The organism is Leptospira ryugenii, from assembly GCF_003114855.1.
Taxonomy (GTDB): domain Bacteria; phylum Spirochaetota; class Leptospiria; order Leptospirales; family Leptospiraceae; genus Leptospira_A; species Leptospira_A ryugenii.
This window is the reverse complement of the sequence record NZ_BFBB01000004.1, coordinates 142,981-156,324: the sequence shown is the minus strand read 5'-3', so window position 1 is coordinate 156,324 and position 13,344 is coordinate 142,981. Positions and strand designations below refer to the sequence as shown.

At 42.1% G+C, this 13,344-nt stretch carries 13 protein-coding genes and 1 tRNA gene; 9 read left to right on the top strand and 5 right to left on the bottom strand.

All coding sequences use genetic code 11. The features are described from left to right. Window position 1: 1 nt before the first annotated feature. Genes DI060_RS09115 through DI060_RS09100 form a run of 4 tightly spaced genes read right to left on the bottom strand, consistent with a single transcriptional unit; the run spans window position 2 to window position 3,623 of the window. Window positions 2–1,528, bottom strand: a complete 1,527-nt coding sequence (locus DI060_RS09115; protein ID WP_108976039.1) for a thiolase family protein — start codon at window positions 1,526–1,528, stop codon at window positions 2–4. An 18-nt stretch (window positions 1,529–1,546) separates the two neighbouring features. Further along, window positions 1,547–2,341 carry a hypothetical protein gene (locus DI060_RS09110; protein WP_108976037.1) on the bottom strand — a complete coding sequence of 265 codons (795 nt, stop codon included), beginning with the start codon at window positions 2,339–2,341 and terminating at the stop codon, window positions 1,547–1,549. Further along, window positions 2,338–3,342: an LIC_10450 family protein gene (locus tag DI060_RS09105; RefSeq protein ID WP_108976035.1), complete on the bottom strand. Its 1,005-nt coding sequence runs from the start codon at window positions 3,340–3,342 to the stop codon at window positions 2,338–2,340. Before DI060_RS09105 ends, DI060_RS09110 begins: the two co-directional genes overlap by 4 nt. Next, window positions 3,339–3,623 carry a hypothetical protein gene (locus DI060_RS09100; protein WP_108976033.1) on the bottom strand — a complete coding sequence of 95 codons (285 nt, stop codon included), beginning with the start codon at window positions 3,621–3,623 and terminating at the stop codon, window positions 3,339–3,341. The genes DI060_RS09105 and DI060_RS09100 overlap by 4 nt, the downstream gene beginning before the upstream one ends. Window positions 3,624–3,744: 121 nt before the next feature. On the opposite strand from DI060_RS09100, the gene rpsT reads away from it, so the two are divergent. From rpsT to DI060_RS09060, 8 genes are all read left to right on the top strand, one after another. Next, window positions 3,745–4,020 (top strand): 30S ribosomal protein S20, encoded by a 276-nt coding sequence (gene rpsT / locus DI060_RS09095; RefSeq protein WP_108976031.1) that lies wholly within the window; start codon window positions 3,745–3,747, stop codon window positions 4,018–4,020. Window positions 4,021–4,130: 110 nt separating this feature from the next. After that, a tRNA-Val gene (locus DI060_RS09090) sits at window positions 4,131–4,203 on the top strand. Between the two features lie 104 nt (window positions 4,204–4,307). After that, window positions 4,308–5,684, top strand: a complete 1,377-nt coding sequence (glmM, locus tag DI060_RS09085) for a phosphoglucosamine mutase (protein ID WP_108976029.1) — start codon at window positions 4,308–4,310, stop codon at window positions 5,682–5,684. Beyond that, window positions 5,669–7,504: a glutamine--fructose-6-phosphate transaminase (isomerizing) gene (gene glmS / locus DI060_RS09080; protein WP_108976027.1), complete on the top strand. Its 1,836-nt coding sequence runs from the start codon at window positions 5,669–5,671 to the stop codon at window positions 7,502–7,504. The genes glmM and glmS overlap by 16 nt, the downstream gene beginning before the upstream one ends. A gap of 3 nt (window positions 7,505–7,507) precedes the next feature. Then, window positions 7,508–8,566 carry a glucose-1-phosphate thymidylyltransferase gene (locus tag DI060_RS09075; protein WP_108976025.1) on the top strand — a complete coding sequence of 353 codons (1,059 nt, stop codon included), beginning with the start codon at window positions 7,508–7,510 and terminating at the stop codon, window positions 8,564–8,566. Next, window positions 8,556–9,470, top strand: a complete 915-nt coding sequence (locus DI060_RS09070) for an alpha/beta fold hydrolase (RefSeq protein WP_108976023.1) — start codon at window positions 8,556–8,558, stop codon at window positions 9,468–9,470. The genes DI060_RS09075 and DI060_RS09070 overlap by 11 nt, the downstream gene beginning before the upstream one ends. A 3-nt stretch (window positions 9,471–9,473) precedes the next feature. Further along, a complete protein-coding gene (locus tag DI060_RS09065) occupies window positions 9,474–11,075 on the top strand; it encodes a carboxyl transferase domain-containing protein (RefSeq protein WP_108976021.1) in 1,602 nt (533 codons plus the stop codon). A 33-nt stretch (window positions 11,076–11,108) separates the two neighbouring features. Further along, window positions 11,109–11,480: an STAS domain-containing protein gene (locus DI060_RS09060; protein ID WP_108976019.1), complete on the top strand. Its 372-nt coding sequence runs from the start codon at window positions 11,109–11,111 to the stop codon at window positions 11,478–11,480. Between the two features lies 1 nt (window position 11,481). On the opposite strand, the gene DI060_RS09055 is transcribed toward DI060_RS09060, so the two are convergent. Beyond that, window positions 11,482–12,036 carry a DJ-1 family glyoxalase III gene (locus DI060_RS09055; RefSeq protein ID WP_108976017.1) on the bottom strand — a complete coding sequence of 185 codons (555 nt, stop codon included), beginning with the start codon at window positions 12,034–12,036 and terminating at the stop codon, window positions 11,482–11,484. A 131-nt stretch (window positions 12,037–12,167) separates the two neighbouring features. Between DI060_RS09055 and DI060_RS09050 the strand changes: the two genes are divergently transcribed. Continuing rightward, complete coding sequence (locus DI060_RS09050) at window positions 12,168–13,343, top strand: trypsin-like peptidase domain-containing protein (RefSeq protein ID WP_108976015.1); 1,176 nt, start codon at window positions 12,168–12,170, stop codon at window positions 13,341–13,343. Window position 13,344: the final 1 nt, after the last annotated feature.

The window sequence follows — 13,344 nt, the reverse complement described above, 5'->3', positions numbered from 1 at the left end:
CCTACAACAAAACAGCTTGCAAGAGACCATTTATCTTCTGCAATCTGACTTTGTTTTGTGATGCGGAGATACCCTCTTGGCTCAAGATCTCTTCTAAATTTTTATTGAAAAGATTTGTAATCACTAGAGTTCCCCTCTCTGTTTCAGAGGCGCAGAGTAGATAAGGAGTTTTTTTCTCACCGCCGGGGTTAAATTGCACCAAACTCAAAGAGATGATCTGGCAAACATCTCCTTCTTTTGCGTCCACTTCGTTCACTTGTAGCTGCCTAGCGATCTGAGGTTTTGCGATTGGATGTTCAGAATCTTCTGTAGAAAACAAAACCACAGAGTTGATACTATCAATGCCTCCATTTCCCCCCAGCAAACTTACTTTAGGTGGTGAGCTAAGTCTTTTCGGAATAGGGTCCACTGCTAAACCATACTGGCTAGCAATGTCTATCAATCCCGTCACTCCTGACAAAGACATAGCCGCTTGGTAATTGAGTATACCTCCGCCTAAATTGATCGGAATCTCTCGGTTGCCTGTAGAAATCATTCCCGACTTTAAGGATTTTACGGTATCGGAAACAGAAACACCAAAGTATTGGCTAGCTTGTGAAACTATCATTCCTGTAAAACAATCATAGATCCAAGCATAATCCACATCGGAACGTAACAATCCAGACAAAGCAAAACACTTCTCGGCCGCAATCCCTGCCGGACTCTGTAAGCCTTTCTTTTGGTAAAAATACTCAGCATGAACTGCATGGCTTGCTCCTCTAACATACACATGACTAGTGTCCTTTCGCAATATCCCTTTTTCTATCAGTTCGTTCTTTTTCTTTTCAGTCGTAAGGAGTGTTGCAAAAGCATGGTCAGTGACAATGGCAATCATGGGAGTAGAGTAGGGACCAGCTAAGGCTCTGTTTAGCTGTTTATCCGTGAGTTCTTTTTGAAATTGGAATGCCCGAGGATTGTCAATGGCATGGGACCGAAAGACTTTTGTAATTTCTTTTAGATCCTCTAGTGTCATTCCGTTCTCTTTCATTTGTCTTTCCGCTAACAAAGAATAGAGCCCTATCAGGGTAGCACCATAAGGAATTTCAAAATCCTTATGGCAGACAGTTTCTGTTAGGCGTTTTAAATCAGATATCTGGCGAAATACAGATTTTGGAATATCTGAACCACAAACAAGAACAAGAGCTTCGGGATTGGATTCTATCAGTGCGTACGCTTGGTGCAAAGATCCACCAACACTGGCACCTCCCAAATCTACGATATGACAGGAAATTCCAGAAAATCCCAGATCATTGGCATCTCGCACTGCGTGTCCATAGCCAGCCCTTGCGAGAGACAATGTATCGATGGAAACAAAGTCAGTTAGGTAAGGAGCAATGGACTTTCTATCTGTACCTAGGTGATGTAAAAGTTTATCAACAGAACGGGAGAGCAGAGCAAAGTACTTTTCATTGGGATCGGCTTGTTTATAAAAAGCCTCATCAAAATCAGATTCTATGGTTTCCGCAACTGCCAAAAGGATAGGTTTCATAAAACCTACAAAATAAAATCAGTCCATACCAAGCAATGAATTCATTCGAAAATCTTGTATGATCTGGCGGCATTGTTCAGTGACCATCTCCAATGCCCTTCCAAATCTTTTGTTGCCATACTTAGAAAAAGCCTTTGGGTAATCTCTGTCATTCACCTGCACCATGAGGTCAGGATTGATTCTATTTTTTGAGATTAGGTCCTGGACAGATTGAGTGATATTTTTTAAAGCCAAACAGCCATCTCGAAGTAAAGCTTGAGAAACCTTTTCAATGACGATGGGATTTCCATTTGCATCTAACAAACTTTTGGTGATCTCCTGGATTTTAAGAGAAGGCATGCCCCTTCTAGAGATACCTAATCTTTCGATCACTAGTACTGGATCTTGCAGATAAGAATACTCTGGAGTCCCCTTAAAAATATTTAAGATTACTGGAAGCTCTGTTTCGGCAAATTCTACGATGGCCCCATAAAAGTACCGAAGCTCTGCTTTTGCAAGAGGATGGAAATCGATCTTTGGATACTTGACCAGTTTTTCCATGGATTCGTCGACGAGACGATTGAGAGTGCTAGCCTTTGCTGCTTCTTTTTTGGCCACCAAATTGTTGAACTTGGCTTTTAGCTGGTCGAGAAAAGCGACTTCTTCTTGGAAAAATTTTGTTAAGTTACCTCGTAGCCTGAGAACTTGTAAATATCTTGTCTCAAAGGCAGCTTGGTCAAATGCCTTGGGATTGAGTTTGCCATGTTCTTGGTAATCGGCTCTGATCTTTTGTAAATAGGTTTTGATTTCGTATTCAGATAGCTCTTGGCTCATTTCGAATTTTTCCAATCTTCTATTTCAATTATCGTCTTATCCAAATCTTGAGTAAAGTAGAGGGAAGCGTTTTTTGCATCTACAAACATTAATTGATTTTGGTACTGCAGTTGTTTGACTTGAGAATCAGTTTTTAAGTTTAAAATATTCAATAACTGCAAGCTGAGAGACTTCATCGCTTTTACTATTGTATGAGAGTGCTTTTGCATTTCATAGAGATGCAATTTTTCTAACTTTTCTTTATCGGAGTCTATCGCCTTCATATCTTCACGCATATTGGTCGGAGCTTTTGAAATATAATAGGTGATTGGACGAGGATAAGAGGTCATTTCTTTATGGAGATCGATCATCTTATCAATCCCTTCAAAGATTTGGGATTCGAATTCTCTAGCTAAATTACCTACAATATTTTTATTTTCTGAGGGATCTCCCGTAAGTTCAAAGATCCGAGAGGATTGTATATTGCGAATGATGGCATTGGCTTTTTCTTTATAGGTAGATAGTACTTTGATCACATAGTCGATCATTTGGGCGGAGGTTCTACCATCTGATTTTTCAAAGGAGATGGCAGATGAGTTTGCTAGCTCTTCCGCCTTGCCTTGGTTGGAATGCCTAGATTCTTCGATTCCTACGATGTCCAAGTCGGTGTCCCCACCCAATAAGGCCTCATCACGTGGGCTCTGCCTACGTTCCACGATTGGAGGTTCCGAATCAAGAAGGATAGGTGGCTTTTCTATGATGGGGGCTGGCGCTTCCATGTTCGGAATCGGCTTGGATTGTGGGACTGGGTTTGGCGTAGACTGAACGACCTCTACACCTTGCGAGGTGGTGAGTTTGATGATTTCCAATCGCCTCGTGTCTTTATTGAACCTGAGCGCATAGCGGTTGTTATCTCGGTCAACATACCTCTGGTGTGCTTGTGAAATTGATAATTTGTTTGGATCAATTTCCGAAATGTCATCAACCTTGATGTAGCCTTGTTTTCCTTTTTCTGGGTTCACAATCTCAATAAGTCCAAAACCGTTTGAGTGAAAGCATAGGATAGCAGTCGGTTTGGGTCAACTTCGATCTCTTCGGCAATCTGGTATAATTGGAAAAAATCAGATTTTGTTAAGGAGAGCCTGAGAAACGAGGAATGGGGGTTCTGGGAGACAGCCTGGCATAGGTGCCTTTGGGAGAACAAATCCCGCAATGCAAACATCGTGACCATCCCTAGGTCGAGGTGTTTTTCTGAAAGAATCTGTGCCAATTCTTTGTCGATTTCCAATAGGATGTACCACATAGCTTTCCTCTAGGAAAAAGGTCATGGATTCTCAGAATGGAGCTTAGAAATTTACTCTTTCGCCTTGACCCCCTGAGGGGTACACAAAAAATAAGTAAAAATTCCGTTTAGGGGAAAGACCTTGGCTAATTTAAAGTCCTCAAAGAAAGACATTCGTCGTACTGAAAGACGAAAAGAGCGAAACGCGCAAGACAAAACTGAAATCAGAACCTACGCTCGTAATTTACTGAAAGCAATCAAATCAGGAAATAAAGAAGAGGCGCTTGGCTTCTTTGGAAAGTTATCTTCCCGCTTAGACAAAGCAGCAAAAAGCAAATTGATCCATAAGAAAAATGCGGATCGTAAAAAAGCACGTATGGCTGCAAGAATCAACAATATCGGAAAAGCTGCCGCCTAAACCTTGTTCTTCGCTAAGGAATCCCGAGGCCACTTTTTAGTGGCCTTTTTTATTTTCAGACATTAATCGATAGACAATCTGGGCCTTTCCGATGGACTGGTCATACGAACGGGCGATTAGCTCAGCTGGGAGAGCAGCTGCCTTACAAGCAGCGGGTCGGCAGTTCAATCCTGTCATCGCCCAATCCGTTTTCTCTTCTTTCCCTCTCCCGAGAAGAGCCACCTCCCGCATCACCCCTTGAAAAAGATAGACTTCCTTTTTACAATCAGCACTTTGGACTAGTATCTATGCAAATTGATCGTAAGTACGATTTATCCGCTTTAATGGTTTCCATTTCTGGAGTTCGGGGGCGAATCCGTGAAGGCTTTGGACTCGAAGAGGCTTTGCTCTTTGCGAACGCCTTCGCAACGATGATGGAAGGGCAAACGGTTGTGATAGGACGAGATTCGAGACCTAGCGGTCCTTATTTAGAACACCTTTTACTGGCTTCTTTGCTCTCTCGTGGAAGCAATATTTTACAACTTGGTTTAGTGCCCACTCCGACCACAAAGGCTGTCGTGCATTTAGCAAAAGCGCAAGGTGGGATCATGATTTCGGCATCCCATAACCCGATGGAATGGAACGCCTTCAAATTTATTTCAAAAAAAGGGTTTTTCTTTTCTGCGGAAGAAAACCAAACCTTACTCAAGATTTTACAATCAAATACCAACAGCCCTGCACAGATACATCCGAAAGCCTACGTAGAGAGTGGTGAGGACTATGTCGACTTGCATTTACAATCTGTAGTCCAACAAGTAAACCAAACAAAAATCAAAAAACAAAAATTCAAAGTATTCTTAGATGCAGTAGGAGGCGCGGGTTCAGAAGTGGTCCCGGCTTTACTCAAGAAGTTGGGCTGTCAGGTCGTACTGCACAATTGTAAGCCTGACGGCACCTTCCCTAGACCTCCTGAGCCAACTCCGACTGCCCTGGTCTCCTCAGAGAAAGCTTTCAAACAATCAAAGGCAGATATCGGTTTTGCTTTGGACCCAGATGCCGATAGATTGGTGTTGTTCACACCAAAACGTGGTGCTATCTCCGAAGAGTACACTTTACCTTTGGCCTTACAAAATGTACTTTCGTATGCCAAAAAAGGAAGTAATGTTGTCATCAATCTTTCAACTAGTTTCTTGAATGAAGAAGTGGCAAATCGATATAAGGCTTCTGTCATACGATCACAGGTAGGGGAAGCAAATGTTGTCAAAGAGATGTTGGCATCAAAAGCTGTGTTTGGCGGTGAGGGAAATGGTGGAGTGATCGATCCAAAAATTCCATCCTTTGGTAGAGACACTCTCTCGGGAATAGCTCATATTCTCAATTTAATGGCAGAAAGTAAACAACCAATCGATGCACTGGTTTCGGATCTACCGGAAATCCATATGCAAAAAACTTCATTTCCATTGGCGAAGGGATTCTCATTGGAAACTTTGTTTCAAAAATTTAGAGAGGGTTTCCCGAAAGCGGAGGTGGTGACAAAGGATGGCCTTTGGCTCTCAGAAGGCGACAGATGGATACATATTCGTCCATCTAACACCGAACCGATCTTTCGAGTAATCACTGAAGCTAGGTCAAAGATAGATCTAGAACAAACGTTAAAGAGGGTGCAAAAATGTGTGGAATCGTAGGTTATTTAGGAAGTCGGAAGGCACTACCAATCATCATCAAAGGATTAAAACGACTTGAATACCGAGGCTATGACAGCGCTGGTGTTGCCGTCTTAAACGGTTCCTTGGAAATCGTAAAGAAAAAAGGAAAAGTCAGTGACCTGGAGTCTGCTATTGGCGAGAAAAAATTGGATGCAAGTGTTGGCATAGGCCATACACGATGGGCAACTCACGGAGAGCCTAACGATAGAAATGCGCACCCACACTTGAGTTCCGATGGTAAACTTGCCATTATTCATAATGGTATCATCGAAAATTATAGTGCTATCAAAAAAGAGTTAGAGAAATCGGGGCATAGCTTCAAATCCGATACCGATACTGAGGTATTGATTCACCTCATCGAAGAAATTAAAATTCAAAACAAATGTAATATCGAAGAAGCTGTCCGCCTTGCACTCAATGAAGTCGTTGGAGCTTATGCTATTGTCGTTCTTTCGGAAGATGATGAAAGAACCTTGATTGCGGCAAGAAAAGGTTCACCACTGGTGATTGGCATTGGCAAAGATGAATACTTTGTAGCGTCCGATGCAACTCCTATCATTGAATATACGAGTGAAGTTACCTATTTAAATGATAGGGAAATGGCAATTATGAAAGATGGTTCTCTTACAGTAAAAAGTTTAGAGAACGTGATCAAAACTCCATTCATTCAAAAATTAGAATTGGATCTTGAAGACATAGAAAAGGGTGGTTACCCACATTTTATGTTAAAAGAGATTTTTGAACAACCGAAATCTGTCCGTGATGCCATGAGAGGTCGATTGGTCTCTGCAAGTCATTCATTGGTACTCAGTGGTATAGACCAATACCTGCATAGATTTACAAATGCGGAACGGATGCTTTTTATCGGATGTGGAACATCATGGCATGCCGGTCTCATCGGTGAATATCTGTTTGAGGATTTAGCTCGTATCCCAACAGAAGTGGAATATGCTTCTGAATTTCGTTACCGTAATCCAGTGATTCGTGATAAAGATATTGTCATCGCCATATCCCAGTCAGGTGAAACGGCTGATACTCTTGCGGCCATTGAATTGGCAAAATCAAAGGGTGCGATGATCTTTGGAGTTTGTAATGTGGTAGGATCGTCAATTGCAAGGACTGCAGATGCAGGTGCCTACTTACATGCAGGGCCAGAAATTGGGGTAGCCTCGACAAAGGCTTTCACCTCACAAGTGACTATACTTGCTATGATGGCTATCTACTTAGGATTGAAAAAAGGAACCATCTCAAAAAGCAAATACCAAGAGCTACTCTTTGGCTTGGATACCATTCCAGATAAAGTTGCCACCATTCTTGGCAAAGCAGAAGAAATTTTAGAGATTAGCAAACGATTCTACCAAGCCTCAAACTTTCTGTATTTAGGAAGAGGTTATAATTTTCCTGTAGCCTTGGAAGGTGCCTTGAAGCTGAAAGAAATTTCCTACATCCATGCGGAAGGATATCCTGCTGCTGAGATGAAACATGGTCCTATCGCATTGATAGATGAGGATATGCCCGTTGTCTTTATTGCCACCAAGGATAGTTCGTATGAAAAGATTATCTCGAATATCCAAGAAGTGAAAGCTAGAAAAGGAAAGGTCATCGCGATTGTCACAGAAGGCGATACTGAAATTAAAAAGATGGCTGATTTTACTTTTGAGATTCCATCCATTGCAGATCCTCTGGTCCCTCTTCTTGCCGTTATCCCATTGCAGCTTCTTTCCTATCACATTGCAATCCTACGTGGCTGTAACGTAGACCAGCCTAGGAATTTAGCGAAGTCAGTAACTGTAGAATAGACGATGGCAACTATCCAAAATATTCTGATCGATGAGACAAATCGCCCACCGATTCTTGAGCCTATTTCTAGGTTTCACTCCTTTTGCGAATGGAACCTCGCGGGAATGAATCTCTTAGAAAGGATAAAAGCTAAAAACCCCAAGGCAAATATTTACTACCGAAGTAAGGATACTACTTTTGATACCTTGTTGTTCCAAAGGTATGAATTTCTTTTGCCTTATGATGGAAGAGAAATCGAGGAAGTTCACACAGCAGATTCATTTTTTCCGTGGGATCTGCAACGAAGTGTGACAACCTTAATAGAAGACAATCTGAGCTCTAATAAGAATTGGAAAAAATATCGAGACAAATTCAAAACAAAATCTTCCGGTTTCCACGTAATTGGAAAAGAAAAACATCTCTACATTCATCCGAGTTCCTTTGTTTATCCTGGTGTTGTCATTGATACTTCGAATGGTCCGATTTTGATCGATGAAAATGTAAAGATTAGCCCTTTCAGTTTTTTGGAGGGACCATTGTATATCGGAAAGGAATCTCGAATAGACAATGCAAAAATTGGTGGTGGGACTCTCATAGGCCAAAATTGTCGAGTTGGAGGGGAGGTTGAAAATTCTATTATATTAGATTATTCTAATAAACACCACGAGGGATTTCTAGGCCATTCCTTTGTCTCATCTTGGGTGAATATAGGTGCTTTGGCAACTACATCGGATTTGAAAAACAATTACGGTATTGTGAAGCTACAATATGAAAATATAGAAGCAAACACTGGTACTATTAAATTTGGATCGATGATAGGCCCTTTTTCTAAAATTGCCATAGGCGTGATGATGAACACGGGATCTGTCATTGACATAGGCAGCAATCTACTCGACAATCGAGTAAGCTCCTACCAAAAACCGTTCACATGGATCTCTAAGGGAAAGACATATCGCTTAGAAGAGTTTATCCAAGATACAAAAAAGATCATGGCCAGACGAAGCATCAACCTCTCTGAAGCAGAGGAGATGTATTTGAGATCCTTATATGCTAGATTAATGGAAAAATCAAGTGAGTCCTAGTTTACAAAAGCATATCAACTCTGGGAAATTTGTAGAGGTGGAGGGCATCAAACTCTTCTATTCTGAAGTAGGCGAGGGCAGTGAAACCATCCTCCTTCTACATGGATTTTTTACGACCTCTTATCATTTTAGAAATGTTGCTGAACTTCTTTCCCATAAATATAAAGTGATCTCTTTGGATTGGGCGGGAGTAGGACTCAGTGAAAAGCCTAGTTCACCTCTATCCCACCGATTGCAGGCATTTTATTTACACCAGGTAGCTGAGTCTTTGGTCGGTGATAAAAAAATCCACATCGTCACTCACGATTACGCATTGCCTATTGTTGCTTTTTTTTCCAAAGAACATCCAGAAAGGATCAAATCACTAACGATCTTAAACGGTTTCTTAAATTTACCAAAATTTCGTTATTATTCCCCGATCAATATTCTAAAGATACCTCTGTTAGGTGATCTGCTATCTTATTGTTTTAGACCTCCCATATTGAAGATATTAGTGCACCTCTTTCTAACCAAAAAAGGCTACCGTGTTTCCGCAGAATGGGAAAAAGATACCTTTACCTTGTTATTTCATGGCAAAAATAGAAAGCAGACTTTGGAATTCATACGAAATGTTGACCGTTCCAGCCATACCCTCCGAGACGTAGAAGAGGGCTTGAAATCAATGGTTGGCTTACGGCAAGTAATTATTGGAGAAGAAGACTATCGGATTTCTCCCTACCAGACAGAATTCATTAAAGAAACTCTTCGCACAAGTGCACATGCTGTCGTTCCTTCTGGCCACCTATCCATGGAAGAATGCCCAGAACTCATTTCCCAAAAGATCGAATATTTAGTGGATACCTATGGTCGAAATAAAACCAAAACCTTTCAATTCAAACGAAAGGACAACCAAGAAGAAGAATGATCTATGGAAACATTAATCTCAAAAATCAACCGTGAGAGCGAAGAGTTTAAACAAAATCGTCTAACATTCCTAGAAGTTGCCGTTCCCATTCGAAATACGCTCGCCAAAATTAAGCTAGGTGGTGGAGAAAAAGCGAAAGAAAAACAAAAGGCTAGAGGAAAATTAACCGCTAGAGAACGTATCGCAAATCTCATTGATCCTGGCACTGAGTTTTTTGAGATTGCTCCCTTTGCAGCGGAAGGTGTATACGCAGATCCTGTGCCAGGTGCAGGCATAGTGACTGGTATCGGAAAGGTGCAGGGCATCGAGTGCATGATAGTTGCCAATGATGCGACCGTAAAAGGTGGAACTTACTATCCACTCACGGTAAAGAAACATTTAAGAGCCCAAGAGATTGCCCTTTCCAATGAACTGCCTTGTATATATCTTGTAGATTCTGGTGGCGCTTTTTTGCCAATGCAAGATGAGGTTTTTCCCGACAAGGAACACTTTGGACGCATATTCTTTAACCAAGCACAGATGAGTGCGAGAGGCATTAGCCAGATAGCTGTTGTTATGGGTTCATGTACGGCAGGTGGTGCGTACATTCCGGCTATGTCAGATGAGTCCATCATTGTAAAAGGAAACGGAACCATTTTTTTAGGTGGTCCTCCTCTCGTGAAAGCCGCAACAGGAGAGGTTGTAAGTCCAGAAGAGTTAGGTGGTGCCGATGTCCATTGTAGAATCTCTGGTGTAACAGATCACTATGCAGAAGATGACCTCCATGCATTAGAAATCACTCGCTCCATAGTACAAAATCTCAACCGAAAGCCTAAATCATTGCCCAAAGAAGTACGTCCTCCTTTGTATCCTGCGGACGAAATATACGGTATCATACAGAGAGACCCAAAAAAATCCTACGATGTTCGGGAGATCATTGCCCGTTTGGTGGATGCCTCTCTCTTCCATGAATTCAAAAAACTGTATGGAACAACTTTAGTCTGCGGTTTTGCTGAAATCTTTGGCTATCCTGTAGGGATCATCGCAAACAACGGAGTCTTATTCTCTGAGAGCGCCTTAAAAGCGGCCCACTTTATACAACTATGTGACCAAAGAAGAACGCCGTTACTTTTTCTGCAAAACATCACCGGCTTTATGGTAGGGAAAAAGTATGAAAATTCGGGCATCGCAAGAGATGGAGCCAAGATGGTGAACGCTGTTTCGACTGCCACAGTCCCAAAATTAACTCTCGTTACGGGGGGTTCCTACGGAGCGGGAAACTATGGAATGTGTGGACGAGCTTTTGCGCCTGAATTCTTATGGATGTGGCCACAAGCGAAAATATCAGTCATGGGCGGGGAACAGGCAGCCAATGTACTTTGGACCGTAAAGTCAGAGCCCTGGGAGAAAGAAGGTAGAGTCCCAACAAAGGAAGAAGAAAGTCAGTTCAAGGATCCTATCCTCTCGGACTACGAAAAAAAATCATCTTCCGTTTACAGTTCGGCACGTCTATGGGATGACGGAATCATAGATCCCTGTGACACTCGGACAGTTTTGGCAAGAGCCTTGTCGATCCTGAATGCGAAAGAAACATCCAGAAAACCTTTTGGTATTTTTAGGATGTAGAGATTCATTCGAGAAAGAGATAGATACAAAAGTATGTTAATTCACGAAAAGATTGTCGATACCATCCCTGTTGTCTCCATTGAAGGAGAAGTGGATCTCTACAATGCAAAAGAACTGAAAGATCTTTTAGACCAAAAGATAAAAGGCCAGCAGTATGAAATCGTCATCAATCTCGAAAAGGTTCCGTTTATGGATTCCTCTGGTATCGGAACACTCGTAACAGCTATGTATAAGCTAAAAAAATACCATGGTAACTTGAAGGTATGTAACGTACATGGAAGTGTTGCGAAAGTATTCAAACTTACCGGTATGGAAAGCCATCTCCAGGTTCTAGATAGCGAGCAAGATGCTATCAAAAGTTTGATCGCCGAACGCGGACAACACGGCAGTCCACCAAACACTTAGTCTATTTTGGCAAGAGCAGTCCGTTCTGGACCTGCGATTTGATTTCTTCCCCAACAAGTCTTTCCAATAAAAACAAAGCAAACTCAAAAGCGGAACCAGGCCCAACACTTGTATGGATGTGCCCAACAGAAACGATGCGATCTTCTAGGTAGGTGCCCCCTGAAGATAGGTTTTTGCTAGTGGGAAAACATGTGAAGGGCATCCCTTCGGCGATGATGTTCCATTCTCGGAGTACATTTGGGGCAGCACAGATGGCAGCAATCTCCTTCTTTTCTTTGTTTTGCACTAAAAGCATCTCTTTCAGCAGATCACTTTGCATTAAATTTTTGGTTCCCTCTAAACCACCTGGGAGGGCAATTAAATCGAAAGTTTCTCCTAAAAGTTCAGAGATTTTTTTGTCAGCAAGGTGAGTGGTTTTTCTTGAAGCAAGGATCGGCCCATCTACTGTGGAAGCAGTGGTCACTTTTAATCCTCCGCGCCGGAAGACATCGGTAAGGATCATTCCTTCCATTTCTTCGAAGCCAGGAGCCAAGGGGATCAATACAGATTTTGACATTTCGGTGACAGTGTCTTTGTCAGAACAGTCTGTTCAAGTCTATTTTGGATTTGATGTGGATCGAAGTTCTATTGAGACCAACCGAAGCGCGAGGAAGTCTAAATCCAGAGGAGAATCTAGTAATTAGAATTATGAACCAAGCAAAAACAAACCCATTAAAATACATTGCGATCGCATCTTCTTTTCTTTTGTTGGGTACATTCCTTTCTCCCATCCTAACTTGCGGAGATTCTCAATCCAACAATCCTTTGCAACTAAAGGCAGACTCTACAGATAAACTTTCCCCTGCACAACTGCAGGCTGTAACCTTAGAAGACGCCTTCCAAGAAGTGTTCGAGAAAGCTTCTCCAAGTGTTGTTTCCATCGCAACAGAAAGAAGAGTGAACCGTAGACAAGGCTTTCCAAGCACAGGAGATCCATTCTTTGACCACCTATTCGGAAGACAAGGATTAGGCGGTGGAAAGGTGATCCAAGAAATCCAAAATGGTCTCGGTTCAGGAATCATTCTGAATGATGAAGGATATATCCTTACCAACCACCATGTGATCGATGGAATGGACAAACTCACAGTCAAGTTGAGAAACAAAAACAAATACAATGCTAAATTGATCGGAACCGACGCAACAATTGACGTAGCCCTTTTAAAAATAGAAGCTCCTAAATCGGAGCTTGTTCCCATCAGAATCGGCAATTCGGATAAAGTAAAGGTTGGGAATTGGGCCATTGCGATTGGGGCTCCACTAGGTCTGGAATATTCCTTTACCGTTGGAGTTGTGTCAGCTGTACAAAGAGGTGGAATTGACGAGTCTGGCCTTGCCTATATACAGACCGACACAGCCATCAACCAAGGAAATAGTGGTGGGCCTTTATTGAATATCAAAGGCGAGGTCATAGGGATCAACCGAATGATCCTCTCCCAGTCTGGTGGATCAGAGGGCATTGGTTTAACCATTCCCATCAATGAAGCGAAAAGGGTGGCAGAACAATTAAAGACAGATGGCCGAGTTTCGCGTCCTTGGATCGGTGTTTCCTTATCGCCCATCAACAAAGAAATCGCAGACCAATTGGGACTCAGTTCAACAGAAGGTGCAGTCGTAGTTGAGCGCCTTGGAAATTCTCCGGCTGCCAAAGCGGGGCTTAGACCTTCTGATGTCATCATTGAAATTGATGGAAAACCAATCAAATCCCCGAGCGATGTCCAAGCAGTGATTGCATCCTCAAAAATTGGGAAGCGGATCGAGATAAAAATCATCCGAAATAAAAATGAAGTATTGACTACCATCACTCCAGAGCAGAAACCAAATTGAA